Origin of the sequence: Lysinibacillus xylanilyticus, assembly GCF_001183605.1 — a bacterium.
In the GTDB taxonomy this organism is placed as follows: Bacteria; Bacillota; Bacilli; order Bacillales_A; family Planococcaceae; genus Lysinibacillus; species Lysinibacillus xylanilyticus.
On record NZ_LFXJ01000010.1, the window covers coordinates 484,408 to 509,263 of the forward strand.

The window sequence follows — 24,856 nt, forward strand, 5'->3', positions numbered from 1 at the left end:
GAAAAGGAATGGCATTTACAGAGCAACATTATGTTGAAATGAGTACGAAATTACAACAAGTAAAGGAAGAAATTCATCGTTTTATCGTCGGACAAGAGGAAGCAATTGATTATACATTATACGCAGTCCTTGCTGATGGGCATGCATTATTAGAGGGCCTACCGGGTTTAGGGAAAACGATGTTAATCCGTACAATTTCTGAAGTACTAGATTTATCATTTTCGCGAATTCAATTTACACCAGATTTAATGCCGGCGGATATTACAGGAACAAGTATGATTGAACGCACAGCTGATGGCAAGCAGCAGTTTACGTTCCAGCCTGGTCCGATTTTTAGCCAAATGGTATTAGCGGATGAGATTAACCGAGCAACACCTAAAACACAAAGTGCAATGCTTGAAGCAATGGGTGAAAAAACTGTAACAATTTTGGGAGATACAAAGAAGATGGCAAGACCATTCTTCGTATTAGCAACACAAAACCCAATTGAGATGGAGGGAACATACCCTTTACCAGAGGCACAAATGGACCGTTTCCTATGTAAAATTCTTGTGCCGTATCCTGAGAAAAGTGAATTAATGGAAATTATGAAGCGTACAACAGGCGCTAAGGAAATTGGTTTACAAAAGATCATGGATACAGAAGCACTTATTGAAGCGCAGCAAATGGTCAAGGAAGTACTCGTTGCCGATGAAATGCTCGAATTTGCGACGGACCTTGTTGTGGCCACACATCCTGAGAGAGTGGATGCCATTGATGAGGTTAAGCAATATGCGATGTATGGTAGCGGCCCTCGAGGTTTACAAAGTTTAATCAAATTAGCGAAGGCAAGGGCGCTTATGAATGGACGTTTCCACGTTTCTGTAGCAGATATTAAATCTGTGGCTAAGCCAGTGTTACGCCATCGTATGCTGTTGAATTATGAAGGGGAGGCTTCAGGCAAAACAGCAGACGATGTGATTGATGTCATTTTAGAAAAAGTACAGCAGGGTGTTAGCAGGTGACACAAAAATTATTATTGCCTGAGGATTGGTTAGCGAAAATCAGTCGCTTCCAAGTGGCAACGGCCTCCAAATTACGTGGGCAGCACAAGGGCTCGCACCGTTCGCAACGCTTCGGGGCATCACTCGATTTTTCAGATTTTCGTGAATATCATTTAGGTGATGATGTACGTCAGGTGGATTGGAACGTCTTTGCGAGAACTGATAAATACTTCATCAAACGTTTTTTAGACGAACAAGAAATGCGCGTGCACATTTTGTTAGATACAACTAAATCTATGGGCGAGCAAGCAAAATGGATTTTTGCCAGGCAAATTGTTGCCTCACTTGGCCTAATGGTACTCGGTCGCGATGATCGCTTATCATTTTCTTTTATACAGGATGAGGTGAAGCCACCGTTTCGTCGTAAAGGTGCCATGTATCGTCGCGCTTTTTTACAGGTAGTTACAGAAATTGAGCAAGCAACTTATACAAATAGCTTCGCACAGGGAGCTTTAAAAGTATTGCCCAAGGATAGTACAGTACTATTTATTGTGACGGACGGACTTGAGCCAATCGAAGAATGGGAGCAACTTTTAAAAAGGCTACCACGTTTTGCAGGGGATGTACGTATTTTGCAAATAGTTACGCAAGAAGAAATATCACCAGAATATATGGGTGATGTACGTTTACTTGACCGTGAAACAGGCAGAGATGTAAATGTTACGATGTCTTCTAAAGTTTTGGACACATATACGGCAAGACGTTTATTACATGAAGAGGAATTTGAAGCAATTTGTCGGCGCTTCGGTGTTCGACAATTACAGCTTAAAGTAGAGGATGGATTACAGCATGCCATCTTCCAACAATTATTAAAAGCACATTGGATTAGGTGAGGTGAGCCGTATTGGGCTTTAGTCAATTACTTTTTAGCTGGACGGCCATCATCCCGGTCAGTGTCCTTCTATATTATTTCTTTAGAAAGAAATATACCGATCAAACCGTATCCTCAACACTTTTTTGGTCGGAAATTATGCAAGAAACACGTGTGTCACCATACTTAAAACATTTACAAAAAAATGCACTGCTTTATTTACAACTACTAGCTCTTCTTTTACTTGTACTGGCATTAATGAATCCTTATGTTAAAAAGTCAACGATCGTTGGTGCTCAGACAGTTTTCATTGTGGACACTTCTGCAACAATGTTAGCCGGAAAAGGGCAGTCAACATTTGATACACATAAAAAAGAAATGCTGTCATTGGTCAATGAGCTTGATGGAAGACCTGTGACACTCATTACAACAGGGAATACGCCAAAAGCTATATTACAGCAGGAAACAAATACTAAAAATATTGAAAAAGCCATTCAAGAGTTACAAGTAACATATGAGACAGCTCAAATGAATAAGGCTCTAGATGTGGCACAGGCTTTTGTCAGTAATACACCAACATCTATTTATGTCTTTACAGATTCGCTCGATAAAAAGCAATTACCGATGGAAAAAGATACGGTGAAGTGGATCGTAAAAGGGTCTGAAAAGGATTTAACAAATATCGCAATTACACGTTTTGCTGCTACTACAGATGGACAATCTGCTATGGCGCTTGTTCAATTACAAAATGATACGGATCAAGAACAAAATGTAACACTTTCGATTGAAAATGTTAAAGGTAAGGAGATAGTCGCGGAGAGTGTTGCAGTACCTCCAAATGAAGCTATATCAAAAACTTTCAAAGACTTACCGTTAGAAGATACTATGACTGCCAAAATAGATGCTAAGGACGATTATGCGGTTGATAATTCACAAACAGTATTGCTACAAACAACTACTTCAAAAATAGTTGTCGATCAAAGTATGCATCAACTCATTCAAAAAGGTTTGCAAACGATTAATAGTAGTGTAAAAATTGTTCCATCTTCACAAATGGCTGACAATCGGGATGCCACGTTGGTGACAAATCAGACGGCGTTACTCGAAAAGATGGACAAGCCAATTGTATTATTTGGTCGGGATGACGTTGAGAAGGTTGAAGCTACTGGGGAAGTCGGTATAACAAGTGATGCATTGTTTGCATTTGGTGAGCTAAAAGATATTTACGTCAGTGCGTTATATCCTGGATTCAATGACTATAAAACGATTGCATCAGTCGGAGACCAGCCATTTATTCAGCGTTCACCTAAAGGGGATATTGTTGTATTAGCTGATATTGCAGATACAGATTGGCCGTTACATCCTTCATTCCCATTATTTTTATGGAGTGCTGAACAGGAGCTTTCAGAATCAATTGGTTCACTTGGCATTTTCACTCCAAATGAGCAACGTGCAGTTGCTATAACGCAGGGTGATTGGAGTATATATTCACAGGAAGACGAGTTTTTATCATCCATTACGAATGGTTTATTAACAGCTCCTATGAAGCCAGGAATTTATACAGCTCGCTCAAATGATGAAGAAAAGCGCTTCATCGTACAGCTTCAAGCGCAAGAGCGTGTGATTGAAAAAGGGACAAGCTATGCGCTTGGAGAGCTTCCGGACAATGGTAAGGAAGAAATATCGAAAGCCTCGTTCGTACCTTGGTTTATCCTTATTATCTTAGTATTACTTGTTTTAGAGTGGGAGGTGCAACGACGACGTGGATTTACGAATTGATATGCCATTAGCATTGTTGCTTTTACTTCCATTGCTTATGTATTTTGGATGGACCTATTGGCGTGAGCGTCAGCGACTAAAAAAAGGTCATATCGTCGTACTAGGTATTCGAATTGTGGCAATATGCTGTTTAGTGTTTGCACTTGCAGGGCCCTATATTTTATTGCCTGTAAAGGAAGAACAAGTATTATTCTTAGTTGACCGTTCTGCTTCAATGAATGGTACAGATGATGAGATGGCCAATTTTATAGCAGAAAGTTTGCAGTCGAAAAAAGATGACCAGCTTGCAGGGATTTATTCTTTTTCATCGACATTACAAACGGAAGCCATATTATCGGATTCTTTAAAGGAAGTGCCGAAGTTTACAGCCATAAAAGCAACAGATCAAACAAATATTGAACAAAGCCTACAGCTCGCTTCAGGTATTGTAGATCCGAAAAAAGCAACGCGACTTGTGCTCTTAACGGATGGCAATGAAACAAAAGGAGATGCCTTAGAATTTTCATCGAAATTTAAAGGGTCAAATATTAGTGTGGATGTAGTGCCATTTAACAAACCTGTTGCTAAGGATGTATCCCTGAAAAGCTTTGTCACACCACAAGTTGCTTATGTAGGTGAACAGCAACAGTTAGTCACTGAAATAAATGCAACTGCAGCAGAACGAGGAGAGCTATTATTATACGAAAACGATAAGCTTATTCATCGTGAGGCAGTGGAGCTTGCTGAAGGTTCAAATATTTTTACGTATAAACATTCAGCAACGGCTGAAGGGCTTGTAAAATATGAGGCACTCGTACAGGTTGAACAGGATGCAATTTTTGAAAATAATAAATTAACAAGCGTCACGATGGTGCAAAGTGAACCACATTTACTAATTGTTAATGGCTATGATACGGCATCACCAATTGCAGCAGCGCTTGGCAAACAGTCAATTGCCTATGATGTTGTAAATGCTAACAGTCTGCCAAATGAACTCTCTAGTTATTTACAATACAATGCCATCATTTTTGATAATGTGCCAGGGCATTTAGTAGGTGAGGCAAAAATGAGTGTCATTGAGCAGGCAGTGAAAAACTTCGGTGTCGGTTTTACAATGGTCGGTGGTGAAAATAGCTTTGGCTTAGGTGGCTATTTTAAAACACCAATCGAAACTTTACTACCTGTAGAAATGGAGATTAAGGGAAAAGAGCAATTGCCATCATTAGGGCTTGAAATCGTACTTGATCGCTCTGGAAGTATGTCTGGAGCAAAGCTAGAGCTAGCTAAGGAGGCAGCCGCTCGTTCAATTGAAATGCTACGAGATGAGGATACGCTCGGGTTTATAGCCTTTGATGATCGACCTTGGGAAATTATTGAGACAGGACCACTTGGCAATAAGGAAGAAGCAGTGGATACAATTTTATCTGTAACGCCAGGGGGGGGTACCGAAATATATGGATCGCTTGCTAAAGCTTATGAAAATTTAGCTGATTTAAAGCTACAGCGTAAGCATATTATTTTATTAACTGATGGTCAGTCACAGCCAGGGAACTACGAAGACTTAATTGCACAAGGAAAAGAAAATGGCATTACTCTTTCAACGGTTGCAATTGGTCAGGATGCTGATGCCAACTTACTTGAAGCACTTAGTGAGATGGGTAGTGGGCGTTTCTACGATGTTGTTGATGAACAGACGATCCCCTCTATTTTATCTCGTGAAACTGCCATGATTTCACGCACATATATTGAGGACAACCCATTTTATCCAACTATATTTAATGCATCTGGCTGGAATACGCTATTTACAAATGGTGTACCTAAAATGAATGCTTATATAGGTACGACAGCGAAGCAGGGGGCCACTGTTATTGCAGAAAGTGAGAAGGAAGATCCAGTACTTGCAGAATGGCAATATGGCCTTGGTAAAACATTCGCCTTTACTTCCGATTCGACAGGAAAATGGACGGGGGACTGGGCAAGATGGCAAAATTGGGGCACATTTTGGCAAACGCTTATTTCAAAAATGCTACCAAGCTATAACGATGTTGCCTATGATGTACGGCTAGAATCAGACGGTTCATTTGTCATCACTGACCCAACAAATGAAGCGGCGTTCTTAGATATTGTTGCTGTCAATGAAGCGGGTGAAGAACTTGAAACTCAGCTTGAAACAATTTCAGCATCACAAGTTCGAGCAGTCGTACAAGCAGAACCAGGACTAATCTTCTTCCGCATTGCCGATGAAGATCAGGCTATTTACCAGGCAGGCTTAAGTGTACCTTATAGTGCTGAGTATGAATTACGCCCAGTGAATGATAAGTTAGTCAAAGAACTAGCAAAGCAAACAGGTGGCTCCGTTTTGAAAGAACCGAGTGAAGTGTTCCGTGAATTTACTAAAAAAGGTGAGGAACGCCAAAATATTGCAACATGGCTTTTATTAGCAGGGATGCTATTATTCTTCATTGATATTACTATTCGACGCTTTGGTTGGAGCTTCTTAACTAGGCCGAAGAAAAAAGAGCAGCTTGTCGAGGAAAAACCAATACAGGCAGAGGACACAAATGTTGCCCAGATATTAAAGGGCATGAAAAAACGACCTTAGTAATTTAAAACGATGGTTCATCGCTTTTTAGCAATGAGCCATCGTTTTTTTGTCATTCTATGGCTATCATCAAAAGTTGAGACACTGCAAACTATTAGTGCGGTCAGATATACTGTATTTTCTAAAATGTTCCGATAAATCGATGAAACATTCCGATAAAGTCTGAAATTATTCCGATAAATTTCAAAATTGTTCCGATAAAACACAAATTTATTCCGATAAATCTCTCATCCCTTCAAAAAGGATTTATGATTTATAGAAGAGAATTACGGTTAGTTACAAATACTGTTTTACGCAAGTTACTGGCAACGACAATGCCTAAGATAGCACCAATAGTACTTGAAGTTAAAAAGGCTGGCATGAAAAATAAAGCAGCAACAGATGTCCCCATTAATAAATGTGCGTAAGGTACTGCAATGAGTGAGGCGATGATACCTGTACCGAACATTTCACCGACACCTGCTAGCCATTGCTTGCCGCTGTATTTATAGGCGAGAGATGCACATATAGCACCAATAACACTTCCAGGTATAGCTAGTAATGAGCCTGTGCCTGTTAAAATACGAATGATTGCTGTGACAAAGGCGACCATAACGGTAGGCACAGGTCCAAGAATGATAGCACCGATAACATTAATGGCATGCTGCACAGGGTAGGCACGCGCAATGCCCATTGGTATTGAAACGAAGGTAGAACCTGCTACGGCAATTGCTACTAACAAGGCCATGATTGTTAATTTTCGAATTGACATAATTTCCACTCCTTTTTAGTATTTAGTGAATCGCTGATAAACCCGACAAAAAAGCCGCCTCCTAAAAACAATAGGAAGCGGCCTTGCATTTTCATATTAAGAAGCAAGTGTCGCCACTTCCCTCCGCTAGTGTGAACTAGATCAGGTTCAAAGGGTCCGTATATGAACATATACGTCTCAGCCTTTTAAAGACTCCCCTAGTGGTAATTAATTTATTAATTTTTCTCATAAATAATGTAGCACACTACTAAAAATAGTCAATAACTTTTCAGACTAATTTGAATCAGGATGCATAAGGTGTGGTGCTTTTTTCATTGTCCATATAAGGGCAATGAAGAAGCAAGCCATTAAAATAATAGACCCGAAAATATAAGGACTGTTCATATTCCAATCAAATAACAGACCTGCTAAAGCTGGACCAATCATATTACCGAGACTCATATACGCATTGTTCAGACCAGCTGCATAGCCTTGTTCATTTTCAGCAAGCTTTGAAATCAGTGTGTTGACAGCTGGACGAATCAATGTCGTAGCTGTAGAGAAGATTGTCGCTACAATTAAAATAAGTGCAAACCCAGATGCGAATAATATTAAGAAAATCGAAACGGCTGCAATAAATAAATTGACTAACACTACTTTCATTTCGCCGAAGCGATTAAACAGCGGTGTAATAACAAACATCTGTACAACAACACCAAAAGCGCCGCCCATTACTAATATAATGGCGATATCAGTAGGTGTGTAATTAAACTTTTCTGTAACAAATAATGATAATGTTGTTTGGAAGTTAGCAATTCCGAAAGAGAATACAAGCATGATAATTAGCATGACAAAATAAGGCATTCGGACTGAACGGGCCATCTGCTTTACAAGATTATCATGCTTTTGCGCCTTTTTCGCTGTGTTCGGTTTTGTAGCAGGCAATAAAAAGAACGATAAAATAGCTGCTAAGATAGCTGCAAATCCAGCAGTATAAAATGGAAAATGTAAACTAACTTTTGAGAGGAATCCACCGATACCTGGTCCAATCATAAAACCAAAGGACATTGCTGCCCCTATCATCCCCATACCTTTTCCGCGTTCCTCGTACGTTGTGACGTCAGCCACAAATGCCATTATAGGAGGTGCCACAAATGCAGATCCAAGACCACCTAAAAAGCGTGCCAAGAAGAGCATCCACACATCTGTAGATAGTCCGAAACCAATTTGTGCAAGTCCTGTAACTATAAGACCGAAAATAATGAGATTTTTACGACCATATTGATCGGAAAGATTCCCAGCAATTGGAGAAAAAACAAATTGTGCTAAGGCGAACGTTGCAATCAACATGCCAAGTACTTGTCCTGCAGCACCAAATAGTTTTAAATACTCAGGCATGACAGGAATAATAATACCGATACTCCCCATTGCGATAAACATATTAAACATTAAAATATACAAAGCCGCCTTATTAGACTTCTGCTGGGTCATCGAATACCCCTTTCTTTAATCAAATATACTACAGTCTACCATAAGGCTTGTTCGTTTGCTATTGACTATAAGTCTGAGATTTACTAGTAAAGTTAAGTGGATTCTTTGTTAAGTTTTTCAACAGAAGTTTACCTTCAGCTAAACGAAAAAAGCTGTTCTCAACGTTACTAACGTGAGAACAGCTTTTTTCGTTTATCGAATACTCATTTTAAATTCTAAGAACAGCTCATTGTATTTGCCTAAGTAATCAGGACCTAGGTTTTTATAAACTTCTAATGTTTTACGCTGTTCTTCTGAAGGATAGAAGCGCTCATCAGATACAACTTCTTTATCCATTAACTTCATTGCTGCAATATTAGGAGTAGAATAGCCTACATAGTCAGCGTTTTTAGCACCTGATTCAGCTTTCAACATAAAATTAATGAAGGCATGTGCACCATCAATATTTTTTGATGTTTTTGGAATAACCATATTGTCAAACCATAAGTTTGAGCCTTCTTTTGGTACAGCGAAGTCTAAATCTTCATTTTCTGACAGCATGTCTGCTGCTTGACCAGACCAAGTAAGTGCCACAGCAGCTTCATTATTAACCATCAGCGGTGTTATTTCATCTCCGATAATGGCTTTAACATTTGGCGCCAATGTGATTAGTTTATCAGTAGCTTTACGCAACTCCTGGTCATTTAAAGAGTTGAGAGAGTAGCCAAGGTTGTTTAAGCCCATACCAATTACCTCACGTGCACCGTCTACTAAAAAGACTTTACGTTTTAACGAAGGATCCCATAAGTCCTTCCAAGATGAGAAGTCTAGATTTCCAACGAGCTTTGGATTATAGACAATGCCGACTGTTCCCCAGAAATATGGAACGGAATATTTATTGTCGTCATCAAATGGTAAATCTAAAAAATAAGGATCGATATTTTTAAAATTAGGGATTTTCGTTTTATCTAAAGGAATAAGTAAGTTTTCTTCCTTCATTTTTTCAATCATATATTCAGAAGGGACTGCAATATCGTAAGCTGTACCGCCTTGTTGAATTTTTGTCATCATTGCTTCATTGGAATCAAACGTTTCATAGATGACGTGAATGCCTGTTTCTTTTTCAAATTGCTTCAGCAAATCCGGGTCAATATATTCTCCCCAGTTAAAGATTGTTAACGTATCTTTACCACTTTTCCCCCCGCTGGCACTTAGGGCGTCAGCAGCATAGAACAAAAGGGCGGAAACGACAAGGATTGCGACTGTTGCTTGAATTAATTGCTTCATTGAGTTCCCCCCGTTCTTTTACTAGCACGGCTTGTAATGAAGTAATAGCCAACTACGACGATAACTGTTACAAAGAATACTAAACCAGAAATAGCGTTAACCGTTAAGGAAATACCGGCACGAGCCATAGAGTAAATTTCAACAGATAAAGTACTAAAGCCGTTACCTGTCACGAAAAATGTTACCGCAAAATCATCAAGAGAATACGTTAAGGCAAGGAAGAATCCCGCAAAAATCCCCGGTTGAATATACGGTAAAATAACTCGCATCATGACATCTTTTTTCGTTGCTCCTAAATCTAATGCAGCATCGATTAAAGATTTGTTCATTTCTAATAGTTTCGGTAAGACCATCAGTACAACAATTGGAACACTGAACGCTACGTGTGCTATTAACACAGAAGTAAAGCCTAATTTAATACCAATCATTGTGAATAAAATTAAAAAGCTTGCACCGATAATAACATCCGGGCTAACAATTAACACATTATTTAAAGAAAGTAGTGTATTGCGCATTTTTGAATCTTTAACAGTGACAATGCCAATAGCTCCTAGTGTCCCGATGATTGTAGAAATCAATGCAGAGAGTAATGCCACAATGACTGTGTTAATTAGAATTACGAGTAGGCGTGAATCCTCAAACACGGCTTTATAATGTTCTAAAGTAAAGGACTCAAAATTATTCATCGATCCGCCACTATTGAACGAATAGAAGACTAAATAGAAGATAGGTGCATACAAAACGATAAAAACAATCGCTAAATATACTTTTGCTGTAGCAGATAGTTTTTTCATCGTACGCGACCTCCTTTATCCTTTTTCTGTCCTGTAATTAACATAACGATGACCATGAATAAAATTAAGAACACAGCAATTGTTGAACCCATTCCCCAGTTTTGAGTCACAAGGAATTGTTGTTCAATAGCTGTACCAAGTGTAATAACACGGTTTCCTGCAATTAAACGAGTAATCATGAAAAGTGATAATGCAGGAATAAATACAACTTGAATACCTGATTTAACACCGTCCATTGTTAACGGTAATATCACGCGACGGAACGTAGTAAAAGCAGATGCCCCTAAATCACGTGCGGCATAAACAAGAGCCGGATTTAAACGATCCAATGAGTTGAAAATCGGTAAAATCATAAATGGAATAAAAATATAAACGGATACGAATACAAAGCTAATGTCAGTAAATAGCATTTGCTTCGGATCAAAACCAAATACTTCAATAAATGCATTTAATGGGCCGTACAAGCCGAATATCCCAATAAAGGCATATGTTTTTAACAAAAGATTAATCCAAGAAGGAATAATAATTAGTAAAAGCCAAAGCTGTTTATGTTTCGTCTTCGTTAAAAAATAGGCTGTTGGATACGAAACAAGTAACGTAAAGAACGTAATTAAAAACGCATACCAGAATGAACTTAATGTCATTTTTAAATAGACAGAAGTAAAGAATGCTTTATAGTTATCGAGCGTGAAATTGCCATGTATGTCTAGTAGGGAATAGTAAACAACGAGTGCAATCGGCGCGATAACAAAAAGTGCAATCCATAAAACATAAGGAAATAAGGCTGATTTTGAAGTCTTAGTTTGCATCTTCGTCGTCCCCGTACGCCTCTAAACGTTTATCGAATTCTTCTTCTGTTTCATTTAAGCGCATTACATGAATTGCTTCTGAATCAAAGTCTAAACCAATTTCTGTCCCTACTTCAGCTTTTTTCAATGAATGCACAAGCCATTCATTCCCATCTTTGTCGTAAGTGGATAATTCATAATGCACCCCTCGGAACAATTGAGTATCAACTTTCACGACAAGTTTGCCTTTATCAATTGTTGTCATTTCTAAATCTTCTGGTCGAATGACAATATCAATTTTTTCGTTTGGTCTCATACCTTGGTCAACACATTCAAAAACTTTACCAGCAAATTCTACTTTGAAATCTTCAATCATCACGCCAGGAACAATATTTGATTCACCAATAAAATCAGCAACGAAGCGGTTAATTGGCTCATCATAAATATCTACTGGTGTACCAGATTGTTGAATTTCACCTTCGCTTAAAACAAATATTTCATCACTCATGGCAAGTGCTTCTTCTTGATCGTGCGTAACAAAGACAAATGTTTTCCCAAGGCGTTGTTGTAACTCTCGTAGCTCATACTGCATTTCTGTACGTAGCTTTAAATCTAAAGCAGAAAGAGGCTCATCAAGTAAAATTACTTCAGGATCATTTACAATCGCACGAGCGATAGCAACACGTTGACGTTGACCACCAGACATCTCAGAAATTTCACGATTGCTATAGCCTGTTAAGTTAACGAATTTTAATGCTTCAGCCACACGGTTTTTAATTTCACTTTCAGGCAGTTTTTTTATGCGAAGTCCAAATGCGACGTTTTCAAAGACGTTTAAATGAGGAAACAACGCGTAATCCTGAAAAACAGTATTTACTTGGCGTTCATTTGCTGGTACTGAGTTGATTTTTTTATCATGAAAATAGATATTTCCTGTAGTTGGTTCTGTGAATCCAGCAATCATACGTAAAATAGTTGTTTTACCACAACCAGAAGGACCTAGCAGTGTATAGAATTTTCCCTTTTCTAGCTCCAAGTTAATGTTTTTTAAGACGACCGTGCCGTCATTATAAGACTTTGAAACGTTTTCAAAGCGGATAATCGAATTCGTTGTCATAGATGTGCCTCCTTAAGCTATAAATATGAATCAGTTGCGACAAGTAAAATTTTTGTTTCATCAGCATGTGCATTAAAAATTTGATGATGATCTGTCGCGTCAAAATAGAGAGCATTGCCTTCACTCGCTATGTATTGTTCAGCTCCTAAAACGAGACGAATACGCCCTTCGACAACATAAATAAATGTTTCCGAGAGTGAGGGCTCAAACTGTTTGAATTCCCCCTCAGCAGCAAGTGTCAAGAAAATAGGCTCCATCTCTTTTTCATTTGAAGTAGGAATGAGCCACTGAATTTCATATTTTTTTTCTTCATCTGTATAAGTGGATTGATCTTCTTCTGTATATACAACCTTTTGTTCAGGTGCTTCATCATCGAAAAATTCCTTAGGTGTTGACCCTAAAACTTCTAATAATGAAAAAAGAGTTTCAATAGAAGGTGAATTTAGATCACGTTCTAATTGAGAGATATACCCTTTACTTAAATCTGTACGTTCTCCAAGTTCCTCTTGGGTAAGACCTTTTTTTAAACGAAGCGCTTTAATTTTTGCTCCAATTTGCATCTTTTCCCTCCTAGAAGAAGTTTAGCAATCATAAACTTTTGAAATATGAAGTTTACTTTAACGAAACTTTTAGTTTACTAAAACCATTACAATTATACATAATAATAAAGAATTTGCAATCGTTTTTTATTAAAAAAAAGTAGATGAAATTTTTAGAAATTATTCATAAATATCGAATAGAAAAATTTTGTTTAAATAAGAATAAAAATGTTAAAAATAGCTAATAAATATGCTGTAGCAGCTATTCCATTTTGGGATTTGACGGAAATTTGTCAGACAATTTTTGATGAGCACTTTTGTGAAGTTTACTTGTTTGAAAAACTACGATTACTCTGTTATCGTAGAAGACGAGTTCGCTGGTGCGAATGGAATATATACACTACATATTTAATCGGAGGGATTTATAATGGCAGAACGCATGGTAGGTAAACAAGCACCTGACTTTACAATGGAAGCAGTACTTCCAGACAAATCATTTGGTAAAGTATCATTAGAAGATATTAAAGCACAAGACAAATGGACAGTTCTTTTCTTCTATCCAATGGACTTCACTTTCGTATGTCCAACAGAAATCACTGCAATGAGCGATCGTTACGATGAGTTCGAAGACTTAGATGCAGAAGTAATCGGTGTTTCTACTGATACAATCCACACTCACTTAGCTTGGATTAACACTGACCGCACTAAAAATGGTCTTGGTGAGTTAAAATACCCATTAGCAGCAGATACTAATCACCAAATTTCACAAGAATATGGTGTGTTAATTGAAGAAGAAGGTATCGCACTACGCGGCTTATTCATCATCAGCCCAGAAGGTGAATTAAAATACCAAACAGTATTCGATAACAACATCGGCCGTGATGTAGACGAAACTTTACGTGTACTTCAAGCTTTACAAACTGGTGGTCTTTGCCCAGCAAACTGGCGCCCAGGTCAAGCAACTCTATAATTTCTTTCAGCAACTGAAAGAAATTATAGCCTCCGGCGGATGTCACGGAATCGGTAAGGAGTTCTTTGTGCAAGCACAAAGCCGATTTCGGACGCAATTATGCCGAGGCATAATTGATGTAGAGTTTTTTTGTCAGGCATTGAACTGAATTCGAGGCTTGGTGAAATTGATCATTCAAAAATAAAGAGTCCCCACAGCGAGTTTGTGGGGATTTTTTTAAACTTGATATAGAAAAAGGTTCATCACCAAAAATTGTGGGTGACTTTTGTTAAAACGTCTACTATGTAAATAAGTTGATTGGAGTGGAGGTTGGGCGACTCCTTGGGGATTAGCGTCACAGATGAGACCCTGGAGCGAAGCGAAGCGGCTCATCGGACGCCCCCAGGAAAGCGCCCAGCCGGAACGGAAATCAACCACACGTTTTGATAATAGTCCTAGAAAAGAAAAAAGGAGAATGTTTTATGAAACTTCGTGAACAAATGCCTGAACTTGCAGGTGCAACGACTTGGTTAAATGGTGAAGTAACAAAAGCGGATTTAGTAGGCGAAAAACCAACATTAATCCACTTCTGGTCAGTTAGTTGTCATTTATGTAAAGAAGCAATGCCGGATGTGAACAATTTCCGTGATCAATACAAAGATGAGTTAAACGTTATTGCAGTGCATATGCCACGTTCTGAGGAAGATACAAATTTAGAAACAATCAAATCGGTAGCAGCAGAGCATGACATTGTTCAACCAATCTTTGTAGATAGCGAATTAAAGCTAACGGATGCATTTGAAAACCAATACGTACCTGCATATTTTGTTTTCGATAAAGATGGTCAGCTTCGTCACATGCAAGCTGGTGGAAGCGGTATGAAAATGCTTGAAAAACGTGTGAATCGCGTTTTAGATGAAATGCGCAACGCATAAAATAGCAGATTAAGAGGCGGGGGATATTTTATTCCTCGTCTTTTTTATGAAAAATGGGATTATTTTGGAGCTCGGAAAAAGCGACTTACCTAGAGCGAAGAGAGTTGATTGAAACAAAAGAGCAAGAGGATGGAGAAGTGACCCGAGCAAAAAAGAGATCGACCTGATCACTTCCACGGACAACCCGAGCGGTATTGGGGTTCACCCGATCACATTCAAAGATAACCCGAGCAGTTTCGGCTCTCACCTGATCATTTCTCAAAGTGACCAGAGCGAAAAAGAGATCAAACCAATCAAACCAATCAAACCTAGACGACACCCGAGCAAAAGAGCCACTAAGCAGAACGGTCCTGTCCAAGGATTGGCTTTTATTGTCGAATAGTCTTTTGTTTTGACGATACATATAGCAGAGAATACGTTACAATAATGGTATAGTATTTTTCGGAGGGATTTTTAATGATGAAAAAAGAGTTTGCTGTCATTGGTCTTGGACGTTTTGGAGGAAGTATTGTTCGCGAACTAATGAGTCAAGGTGCACAAGTTATGGCGATAGATAATTCCTCAGAGCGTGTGGATGAGTTTGCTTCCATTGCTACACAGGCCGTTATCGCAGATTCGACAGATGAATCGGTATTAAATTCATTAGGTATTCGTAATTTTGAGCATGTTATCGTAGCAATCGGTGAAGATATTCAAGCTAGTATTTTGACGACGATTATTTTAAAAGAAATCGGTGTGCAGCAGATTACTGTCAAAGCCCAGAATGATTACCATGAAAAAGTACTGCGTAAAATTGGTGCAGATTTTGTCGTGCATCCTGAGCGAGATATGGGGATTCGTATTGCCAATAATATGCTGTCTAATACAGTGCTTGATTATTTGGAGCTTTCGGATGAACATTCAATTATGGAGCTTAAGGCCAATGATGCAATTGCAGGGTACTCCATTATGGATTTAGATATTCGTGCAAAGTACGGGATTAATATTGTAGGTCTTAAGCGTGGTGCAGATATCATTGTATCTCCGCAGGCGAGTGATAAAATTTTGCTAGGCGATATTATGCTTGTTATTGGTGCAGATGTAGATATTAACCGCTTTGTCAAAAAGGCATTGAATGGGTAATGAAAAATGAATAAACGAAGATGGAAACTAGTTATATTTGCCGCAATTATTCTAATTGGCGCTTTTACATTGCAGTCTCGCGACAAAAATGAGGAAGAGGCTATTTCTCATGTTTTAGATCACGCTGCTGAAATTGATGCAATCGAGCTATTTAAAGGAAAACAATCTTTATTTCGAGCAACAGGTCAGGATGCAACAGCCTATATTGAGAACTATCCGCTAAGCCATGTTAAGAAACTAAGCAAAAAAGAACGAGCTATATTTGAAGAAAAGCCACTCTATCATATTGTCTACGAAATTAAAGGAAAGCCTTTATATGAGGTAGATATTTTAAAGGTCGCTATTAGCTCTGATCTAAGTGAAGAATTACAGCAGATGGTTTTTAATGTTGGTGATCAGCAATATTTGATATATTGGGCAAAAGAGAAAAAAGCACTTGAACAATCAACAAATACGCAACGCTTACTTGAACAATATGTTAAATAAAAAAAGGGTAGTGAAAACAGCAACTAGCTGTCATCACTACCCTTTCTTGTAGTTAAGGAAAATATAGATTTTTTGCCTGTAGATAACCGAGAAATAGTAGCCCTCTAGGCTAAGCGCTACATCCTCGGCTTCGATCCCTCGGGCAAAAGTGGCGGAACGTTTACTTTTGCTTTGAGGCTCTCCAGCGCTTGTCGGCTGTAAACGAGCGATTTAGCGCATTTGATTTTAGGACACAATAGTATTTTTTCCTTGAAGTGCACGTTCTTGCATTTCTATATCAAACTCTTTTTCAGATTTCGATATGACTACACAAGCAACACCGTTACCAATTAAATTTGTTACGGCGCGTGCCTCAGACATGAAGCGGTCAACACCAATTAATAGCGCAATCCCTTCGACTGGAATCATTGGGAAAGCAGCAAGTGTTGCTGCTAATGTGATAAAACCAGAACCTGTTACACCAGCGGCTCCTTTAGATGTAATCATTAAAATCCCAAGAAGTGTAATGATTTGAATCCAAGTCAAGTCCATTCCGTATGCTTGTGCAATAAATAATGCAGCCATTGATAGATAGATTGACGTTCCATCAAGATTGAAGGAATAACCTGTTGGTACTACTAATCCAACAACTTGTTTAGAGCAACCAAAGTTTTCTAATTTACGCATCATAGATGGTAAGGCAGATTCAGATGATGAAGTACCAATTACTAAGAAAATCTCATCTTTTATATAAGCGATAAATTTAAAAATGTTGAAGCCGAAGAATTTTGCGATCGTTCCTAAAACAAAGACTACGAATAAGAACATCGTAATGTATACTGCAGCCATTAATAGACCTAAGTTGCTTAACGATTTCAAACCAAAATTACCAATCGTATAGGCCATTGCACCAAAAGCACCTATTGGAGATATTTTCATCACCATACTTACGATTTTGAAGAAAATTTCTGCCACTTGTTCAAAAAATGTGATGACTGGTTTTGCAGGTGCGCCAATAGAAGCAGCGGCTAGGCCGAACAATATTGCTGAGAATAACACAGGAAGTAATTGTCCTGTTGCAAGTGCACCTACAACGTTTTCAGGAATAATGCTAGAGATGAAAGCACCTAAGCCTTGCTCAGACTCTGCTGCAGCAGTTGTATATTTTGAGATATCGGCTTCGGCAGCACCTGATGTATCTAAACCTGAACCAGGGCTAACGATTAATGCAACAGCAATACCGATTGCTAAGGCAATGGTAGAGACAATTTCGAAATACAGTAACGCCTTGCCTCCGATTTTTCCAACCTTTTTCATATCTCCCATACTACCGATTCCGATTACTACTGTTAAGAAGATAATAGGAGCAATTAACATTTTAATTAGCTTAATGAATAAGTCTGCCAGAATTTTAAGGCTTGCACCAAACTCAGGGAAGATAGCTCCAACAATCACCCCAAGAATGATCGCAGCTATAACCTGAACGGTCAGATTTTTCAGTAATTTCACTTTATGCTACCTCTTTTCTAAATTTTCTCTTTGATATCGTTTTCACTAGAATTATCATAGCGAATCCTTTTAGGAAAAAGAGATTTAGAAAATAAGAAACATATCGTTCATTAAGTACATTCATCCATATTTTAAATAAAACGTAGTGTTTTCAATAACTCAAGCTGTTATGATACTCTGTGAACAATTCGATATTGTTATAATACAAAAATAATTAATGAAAGAAAATTTTGTTTTATGTCAATTTTTCGTAATATTGTTCATTAAGTTCATGACTTTCTCCTACTTATGTCAACTAAAAGTGTTGTCAAAAGATTTTTTTGAAGATAATCTTAAAAGCATATCATAGAAGTGACATTCTGAGCATGAGTAAAATCTGCCCAGTAAGCTTCTCTAATAGTGAATGCAGATTTGGAAAGGGAGGAATTAAAATGATAAAAATGCCTGTAAACGGCAAAATCCTGATAGTGACATTTTTAATCATTGCATTCTCCTTTTTACTTGGTGGCATTTTTATACTTGGAAACCTCATAACTGAGCAAGAAAAGGAGTTCGGTCAGCGTGCTATGCTCGTTGCGCGGACTGTATCAAATGTGCCAGAAATCAGTATGCATTTGAAAAATGACAATATTAAAGAAGCGGCGAAAAATGTTAATAAAATAGTAGATGGAATTCGTGTTGTTAATAAAGCAGAGTATATTGTTGTAATGAATATGGATCGTATTAAACTATCTCACCCAGTCAGTAAAGAAATAGGGAAGCGTAGTGAATCACAGGATTTAAATGCTTCCTTTAGTGAGCATTATTATGTATCGAAGGCACAAGGGGAAGTGGGTGTAATGATTCGAGCTTTTGTCCCTATTATTGATGACAAAAAAGAACAAGTAGGTATAGTCATTGTAGGGTATTCATTGCCAACATTTATAGAAATGTTACAAAATTATGAGCATGAAATTTTTATTACCATTCTAATATCGCTTGTTTTTAGTATTTGGGGGGCATATACACTTGGCCGACATATTAAAAAGCAGATGTTTGGGCTTGAGCCTCATGAGATTGCCAAGATGTATGTGGAAAGAACAGAAACGTTCAATGCTATGCATGAAGGCATTATAGCGGTCGATAAAGGAATGAATATTACAATTTTTAATGAAAAAGCAGCTGATATATTAGGGGTTACTAGAAAGATAGAGGATTGTATCGGAGAAAAGATTTATGATGTATTGCCTGACACACGATTACCTGAAATTGTTGAAACGGCAACACCAGTATACAATCAAGAGCTTTACATCAATCATCATAGTATTTTGAGTAATCGTGTCCCAATTATTGTGAATGGTGAGTTAGTTGGAGCAGTTGCTATGTTTAAAGATTTAACAGCAGTGAAAAAGCTTGCGGAAGAGGTAACAGGTGTAAAAGCTTTTGTTCAAGCACTGCGCGTACAAACACATGAGCATAAAAATAAACTTCATACAATTGCAGGACTTCTGCAATTGGGACATACAAAGCAAGCACTTGAATACGTTACTGCTACTACCGAAAATGAAGCTTCTTTAACGAAGTTTTTGAATGAACGCTTTCATAATGAAAATATTTCAGGATTATTGCTAAGTAAAGTTAGTTATGGCAAGGAATTAGGCATACAAGTAGAAATTGATCGGAAAAGTCATTTTAAACGCTTCCCACCATTATTAGACCACCATGATTTTGTCGTATTGTTAGGAAATTTAATTGAAAATGCCTTTGAAGCGCTAAATGTTCTTTCAAAGAATGATAAATATGTAGCGATTTCTGTAGATGAGCATGACGGTGTGCTAGCAATTGCTGTTTCTGATAATGGAGTAGGGATGTCTGAAGGGGTGCAAGCTCGTATGTTTGAAAATGGATTTTCTACAAAGGCAAGTGAGAATCGCGGCATCGGCTTGCATTTAATACATGAAATTGTAAGAAAAGGTAATGGCGACATTGAAGTAGTGAGTGAATTTATGAAAGGGACAAGCTTCTTAATTTTATTTGAGTTAGGGGAAGAGTAGATGGATGTAATAAATGTGTTATTAATTGAAGATGATCCAATGGTACGAGAAGTGAACAGGCAATTTATTGAGCAAATCAAAGGATTTTCAATGATAGGCTATGCTGGTAATGGGATAGAAGGGATAGAGAAGATTAAGCAATTAAACCCTGAACTTGTCTTTATGGATATTTTTATGCCTGAGCAGGATGGCATTATTACGCTAGGAAAAATTCGTGAAGAACATATTCCAGTTGATGTTATTGCCGTAACTGCTGCGAATGATATGTCTACTGTGCAGAGAATATTACACCTAGGTGTCTATGATTATATTATGAAACCTTTTACGTTTGAAAGAATTGAACAAACTTTAAAGAATTATCAAGCTTATAGAAAGAAAATAAGTGGTATGCAAGATTTAACACAGCATGATGTGGATCATCTAATGCAGCAACGTATCCCTGAGCAAATAGTTGTTCCTCCAATCACTGAGACAATAATAATTGACGAGCTACCAAAGGGTTTTAACAGAGCGACATTAGACAAGGTACTTGCCTATATTCAAGAAAGTAACGAGGCAGTATCAGCGGAAGAAGTGTCCAACTTCATTGGAACGGCCCGTGTAACAGCTCGACGTTACTTGGATTTTTTAGAAAAACAAAGTTTATTAAAGGTGGATATACAATATGGAAGTGTGGGACGTCCTATCCATCGATATTATATTTAGCTTAAGTTATCGAAGTATAATAAAGCCCATTAATACAACACTTCTATAAGAACAAGCCTGAAATGATGTATGCAATTTTTATACATCCTTGTAAAACAGCAAAAAGCGTATAAAATCTGATAGAAATACTGCATAAATAATGGAGAAAACCTTTATATATCGTTTAAGTAGTATGAAAACAAAAAAAGTAAAAGAGTGAAGAAATGTATAAACACAAAAATTGGTTCATTGTAGCTACTACAAATATTATCGTTATTTGTTTAATTCAAATCATTTATTTATTAATGCTAAGTAACACCATTGAAACATTTATTTTTGACATTACGATTTTCCCTTTAATTATTGCATCTATCAATATTATTCTTTGGTTTAGTAAATTCAAACTTAAATTTTCGCGCCATGTGCTTTGGGCTTATGTAGCTTCATTGTTGTCCTTCATTATTTCCTATATTTTAATAATAGACCCTAATAAAGAAACGACTCTCGGTGAAGTAGATGGAGATTCGATATACATTATGATGAACACAGTCATGCAGTCTATTGTTTTACTAGTGTTAACGGGCATTCTTTATATAGCGAAGATAATTTTTACAAAAAAAAATAAAAAAATTTTAGAAGAAGGTTGTTAAATAGATAGTAAAGGCTGTTGTACAGAGGGAGGAGGTCATTTATGATCTCAAGCCCAACTACGCCTACACCCATCTATTTAAAGAGCTTTTTCATTAAACTTTTTAATAATAGTCGGACAAAGCTGTTGGAAATGCCCTAGTGCAAGAACGTTTGGCTACGCGGAGAGGCTTCTCCAAAACATAATTAAGATAGCCATAAGAATTAGGTAGTAACGACAAAGAGCAAACTTTTGTCGTTACTGCCTTTTTGATTGAATCACGAGTTATTGTGTATACAGAATTTTATACATCGTTGATTTAACAGTGTTTATCAATTGGATCACCAGCTACAGCATGTTTAAAACTTTGCATAAATATCATTAAAATTTAATTTTACCTGAACAACGAGATTTGATCGTCCAACAAGAGGAAATGTTTCTTCAGCACAAGTTTTTTGTAGCGAAAGCGAAGTGACAGCAACAACAGATGACTGAGTGACCAACTTTATTTTGGCCCAAAGCCTCCGGCAGATGTCACGGATTCTGAAATGAGTGTCTTATAACGCTGTTTAATACATCTTTTATAGGGCAACCATAGAAACTAAGGGGATATTAGAAGCATCATTTGCTTTCACACCAATATGGATTAGAGTTTGGGATGCAGCAAATAGACTCAGTAAGAGGTGCTTTATCCCGATAGGTAATTTACTTTGACGATACATATAGCAGAGAATCCGTTACAATAATGGTATGTTATTCTTCGGAGGATTTATTATGGAAATTAAAGATATAGTGGATTTTAGAAAGCTAATGGGGAGTAGGTTTAACACATATGTTCAACGTTCAAAAAGAGTCGCTATTTAAATTTTTGAAAATTCTATTTCCAGTAGCGCTTTTAGCAATAGCGATTTATGAAATTCTACAAACGATAAGTGGGATAGATGTTCATTTACTTCGGAAAGAAGTGAGTGAATTGCAGTTATGGGAGCTCTTATTTATTCTTTTTATCACCTTCTGTGCCATTACACCAATGATTTTTTATGATGTTATTTTAGTGAAAATATTAGGAATCAAAATAAATAAACGTATTTTGCTGAATCATTCATTTATTGTGAATACCTTCTCAAATCTTATTGGCTTTGGTGGTCTAGTTGGTGTATTTCTGCGTAATTATTTCTATTCGAAATATAAAGAGGATAAGGAAGACTTGTTAAAAAGCATAGCCTCTGTAACACTCTTTTATTTAACGGGGATTTCACTGTTAGCGTGGATTATGTATTTATTCTTTTGGGACTTCCCATTGCTAAAAGAAGTAAGATGGTTAAAGATAGCAGTTATTCTTGTCAGCTTATATGTTCCGATATTTATTGCTATGCTCATTATTCGCAATAAAAAAGCAGGTTCTATAAATCCCAAGATCTCTTTTCAACTGATAACAACTTCCGTAACTGAATGGGTTGCAGTCTTTTTAGTTATCTGGATATTAACTTTTATTTTGAAGATCCCAATAGAATTATCCAATTTAATTCCCATATTTTTAATTGCTTCTTGTGCGGGCATTGTCAGTATGATCCCTGGTGGAGTTGGTTCATTTGACCTTGTTTTTTTATGGGGGACTCAAAGTTTAGGAATCGCTGATGAAAAAGTGCTTTTTCTTTTAATTTTGTACCGAGTTGGATACTTTGTGCTTCCTTTTTTAGTTTCTGCTCTTTTATTTGTAAAAGAGTATTGGAATCGTTGGAATCAATCATGGGACGACTTACCAAATGTTATTTTTCAGAAGCTTAGTCACATGTCATTAACGATATTGGTATTTCTCTCCGGCATTGTATTATTGCTATCAGCTTCGGCGCCAGGTATTTTAAGTAGATTAAAAATAGCTCAGGAATTTTTATCTTCGCCAATCATGCATGTCTCTCATCAAATGACTGTTGCAGCTGGCTTTATTCTTTTAGGGTTATGTAGGGGAATTAAATATAAAGTAAAAAGGGCATATCAGCTTTGCCTTATTGTGCTAAGTAGTTCTGCACTATTTTCAATTTTTAAAGGCTTAGACTATGAAGAAGCTATTTTTTTACTGATTGTCGCAGTGCTTTTAGTCGCCTCAAAAAAACAATTTTACCGTGAGAGTAACGTTTTAACATGGGGAATAGTTTTATTTGACATTGCTGCAGTGACAATCATTACAGTAATGTATATATTGATTGGTTATGTGAACTTACCTACTGCCAAATTTCATATTCCTGCAGCTTTGCAGGAATACATCATTACCGATTACCGAGACTTATTTTATAGTGCAGTAATTGGTATCCTAATAGCAATTGTCATTTTTTATATAGGTTATTTTATCCGTGCACCTAAGAAAATGGAAAAGCTTTTATCAAGTGAGCAAGAAGAGAGAATTAAAAATCATTTGATGACCTATAAAGGGACGGAGTATTCACATTTGATTTTTTTACATGACAAATTTGTACATTGGAATATAGAAGGTACAGTTTTATTTTCTTATCAAATCTATGCTGATAAGACTGTTGTACTAGGAGATCCAGTGGGAAATGAATCTGATTTTTTATCTGCTATTCAGGAGTTTTTGGAAATGGCGGATAGGCATGGCTATACACCAGTCTTTTATGAAATTAATAATAAAATTTTTCCTCCGTTACATGAGCATGGGTATAGTTTTTTTAAGCTTGGCGAGGAAGCTTTTGTAGACTTAGATAAGTTTTCACTTGCTGGTAAGGGAATGAAGGGACGTCGAGCTGTAAAAAATAAATTTGAACGAGAAAATTTTACAGTTGAAATAGTAAACCCTCCTTACTCACGGGAATTAATGAATGAATTGCAAGAAGTATCAACGAAATGGTTGCAGGGAAGGGCAGAAAAAGGCTTTTCTCTTGGCTTTTTTAATGAACACTATTTAAACACTTCAAATATTGCCGTTTTACGTGGTACAGAAGGAGTAATTGGCTTTGCTAGTGTCATGCCAATGTACGATAATGGCGAAAGAGTCTCAGTAGATCTCATGCGTTTTAAGCCGGGAGCACCATCTGGAACGATGGATTTCATTTTCCTCTCGCTTTTTGAATGGGCAAAAGCAGAAGGCTACCGTGTTTTTAATATGGGCATGTCGCCATTGTCAAATGTCGGAAAGTCTAGGTATTCCTTTTTAAGTGAAAAAATTGCAGCACAAATATTTTTACATGGGCAGCACTTCTATCATTTTAAAGGATTAAAAAACTTTAAATTAAAATATGCAGATTTTTGGGAGCCAAAGTATATAGCATATCGAAAGAAATCTTCATTGCCATTTACAATGGCACAAGTCACTTTATTAATTAGTAAAAAGAGAAAATAGATAGCCAAGTTCTCACTCTGCTTGCTTAATGATGTGAAGGAAGTTAAATAATAATTTTAAGAAGTCTGTGTTGCCAGCATAATTAAACGCATTGGTCGCACAGTCTATACAAAAAAAGATGCATTGCAAAAATACTTTGCGATGCATCTTTTTTTATGGGTTTTTATAGTTGGAAAGTCGGAAGAACAGTGGACATCGCTGATAAAAGGGCCGGAATCGCTGATAAACAACAAACAT

General features: G+C 37.2%; 20 protein-coding genes and 1 riboswitch. Of the genes, 12 read left to right on the forward strand and 8 right to left on the reverse strand.

Going from position 1 to position 24,856, the window contains the following annotated elements; all coding sequences use genetic code 11:
• Positions 1-8 precede the first annotated feature (8 nt).
• From ACZ11_RS19790 to ACZ11_RS19805, 4 genes are read left to right on the forward strand one after another with little or no spacing between them, the layout of a single operon-like run.
• The gene (locus ACZ11_RS19790; protein ID WP_049668251.1) at positions 9-1,004 is read left to right on the forward strand and encodes an AAA family ATPase; all 996 of its coding nucleotides are present in this window, start codon (positions 9-11) and stop codon (positions 1,002-1,004) included.
• Positions 1,001-1,876 (forward strand): DUF58 domain-containing protein, encoded by an 876-nt coding sequence (locus tag ACZ11_RS19795; RefSeq protein WP_049668252.1) that lies wholly within the window; start codon positions 1,001-1,003, stop codon positions 1,874-1,876. Before ACZ11_RS19790 ends, ACZ11_RS19795 begins: the two co-directional genes overlap by 4 nt.
• 11 nt (positions 1,877-1,887) lie before the next feature.
• Positions 1,888-3,633 carry a vWA domain-containing protein gene (locus ACZ11_RS19800; RefSeq protein ID WP_049668253.1) on the forward strand — a complete coding sequence of 582 codons (1,746 nt, stop codon included), beginning with the start codon at positions 1,888-1,890 and terminating at the stop codon, positions 3,631-3,633.
• The gene (locus tag ACZ11_RS19805; RefSeq protein WP_049668254.1) at positions 3,617-6,214 is read left to right on the forward strand and encodes a VWA domain-containing protein; all 2,598 of its coding nucleotides are present in this window, start codon (positions 3,617-3,619) and stop codon (positions 6,212-6,214) included. The genes ACZ11_RS19800 and ACZ11_RS19805 overlap by 17 nt, the downstream gene beginning before the upstream one ends.
• Before the next feature lie 253 nt (positions 6,215-6,467).
• On the opposite strand, the gene thiW is transcribed toward ACZ11_RS19805, so the two are convergent.
• The 7 genes from thiW to ACZ11_RS19845 form a co-directional block, all read right to left on the reverse strand.
• The gene (thiW, locus tag ACZ11_RS19810; protein WP_049668255.1) at positions 6,468-6,965 is read right to left on the reverse strand and encodes an energy coupling factor transporter S component ThiW; all 498 of its coding nucleotides are present in this window, start codon (positions 6,963-6,965) and stop codon (positions 6,468-6,470) included.
• Between the two features lie 101 nt (positions 6,966-7,066).
• Positions 7,067-7,174, reverse strand: a riboswitch (TPP riboswitch).
• Between the two features lie 64 nt (positions 7,175-7,238).
• Positions 7,239-8,435, reverse strand: a complete 1,197-nt coding sequence (locus tag ACZ11_RS19820; RefSeq protein WP_049668257.1) for an MFS transporter — start codon at positions 8,433-8,435, stop codon at positions 7,239-7,241.
• Between the two features lie 192 nt (positions 8,436-8,627).
• Complete coding sequence (locus ACZ11_RS19825) at positions 8,628-9,701, reverse strand: ABC transporter substrate-binding protein (protein WP_049668258.1); 1,074 nt, start codon at positions 9,699-9,701, stop codon at positions 8,628-8,630.
• The gene (locus tag ACZ11_RS19830; protein ID WP_049668259.1) at positions 9,698-10,495 is read right to left on the reverse strand and encodes an ABC transporter permease; all 798 of its coding nucleotides are present in this window, start codon (positions 10,493-10,495) and stop codon (positions 9,698-9,700) included. Before ACZ11_RS19830 ends, ACZ11_RS19825 begins: the two co-directional genes overlap by 4 nt.
• Positions 10,492-11,304, reverse strand: a complete 813-nt coding sequence (locus tag ACZ11_RS19835; RefSeq protein ID WP_049668260.1) for an ABC transporter permease — start codon at positions 11,302-11,304, stop codon at positions 10,492-10,494. The genes ACZ11_RS19830 and ACZ11_RS19835 overlap by 4 nt, the downstream gene beginning before the upstream one ends.
• Positions 11,294-12,400 (reverse strand): ABC transporter ATP-binding protein, encoded by a 1,107-nt coding sequence (locus tag ACZ11_RS19840; protein ID WP_049668261.1) that lies wholly within the window; start codon positions 12,398-12,400, stop codon positions 11,294-11,296. The genes ACZ11_RS19835 and ACZ11_RS19840 overlap by 11 nt, the downstream gene beginning before the upstream one ends.
• A gap of 17 nt (positions 12,401-12,417) precedes the next feature.
• Positions 12,418-12,960, reverse strand: a complete 543-nt coding sequence (locus tag ACZ11_RS19845) for a helix-turn-helix domain-containing protein (RefSeq protein ID WP_049668262.1) — start codon at positions 12,958-12,960, stop codon at positions 12,418-12,420.
• Positions 12,961-13,366: 406 nt separating this feature from the next.
• On the opposite strand from ACZ11_RS19845, the gene ACZ11_RS19850 reads away from it, so the two are divergent.
• From ACZ11_RS19850 to ACZ11_RS19865, 4 genes are all read left to right on the forward strand, one after another.
• Positions 13,367-13,909 carry a peroxiredoxin gene (locus ACZ11_RS19850; protein WP_049668263.1) on the forward strand — a complete coding sequence of 181 codons (543 nt, stop codon included), beginning with the start codon at positions 13,367-13,369 and terminating at the stop codon, positions 13,907-13,909.
• Positions 13,910-14,370: 461 nt separating this feature from the next.
• On the forward strand, positions 14,371-14,823 hold the full coding sequence (locus ACZ11_RS19855) for a TlpA family protein disulfide reductase (RefSeq protein WP_049668264.1): 453 nt from the start codon (positions 14,371-14,373) through the stop codon (positions 14,821-14,823).
• 459 nt (positions 14,824-15,282) lie between these two features.
• A complete protein-coding gene (locus tag ACZ11_RS19860) occupies positions 15,283-15,945 on the forward strand; it encodes a potassium channel family protein (RefSeq protein ID WP_049668738.1) in 663 nt (220 codons plus the stop codon).
• A gap of 6 nt (positions 15,946-15,951) precedes the next feature.
• A complete protein-coding gene (locus tag ACZ11_RS19865; protein ID WP_049668265.1) occupies positions 15,952-16,431 on the forward strand; it encodes a hypothetical protein in 480 nt (159 codons plus the stop codon).
• Positions 16,432-16,656: 225 nt separating this feature from the next.
• Here the strand turns inward: ACZ11_RS19865 and ACZ11_RS19870 are convergent, their stop codons facing one another.
• Entirely contained in the window at positions 16,657-17,919 is a 1,263-nt protein-coding gene (locus tag ACZ11_RS19870; protein WP_049668266.1) for a dicarboxylate/amino acid:cation symporter, read from the reverse strand.
• 431 nt (positions 17,920-18,350) lie between these two features.
• On the opposite strand from ACZ11_RS19870, the gene ACZ11_RS19875 reads away from it, so the two are divergent.
• The 4 genes from ACZ11_RS19875 to mprF all read left to right on the forward strand — a co-directional run bounded on the left by ACZ11_RS19875 (position 18,351) and on the right by mprF (position 24,619).
• Positions 18,351-19,952, forward strand: a complete 1,602-nt coding sequence (locus tag ACZ11_RS19875) for an ATP-binding protein (protein ID WP_049668267.1) — start codon at positions 18,351-18,353, stop codon at positions 19,950-19,952.
• Positions 19,953-20,657, forward strand: a complete 705-nt coding sequence (locus ACZ11_RS19880) for a response regulator (RefSeq protein WP_049668268.1) — start codon at positions 19,953-19,955, stop codon at positions 20,655-20,657.
• A gap of 203 nt (positions 20,658-20,860) precedes the next feature.
• A complete protein-coding gene (locus ACZ11_RS19885; RefSeq protein WP_049668269.1) occupies positions 20,861-21,286 on the forward strand; it encodes a hypothetical protein in 426 nt (141 codons plus the stop codon).
• An 810-nt stretch (positions 21,287-22,096) separates the two neighbouring features.
• Positions 22,097-24,619, forward strand: a complete 2,523-nt coding sequence (gene mprF, locus ACZ11_RS19890) for a bifunctional lysylphosphatidylglycerol flippase/synthetase MprF (protein WP_049668270.1) — start codon at positions 22,097-22,099, stop codon at positions 24,617-24,619.
• Positions 24,620-24,856 lie beyond the last annotated feature (237 nt).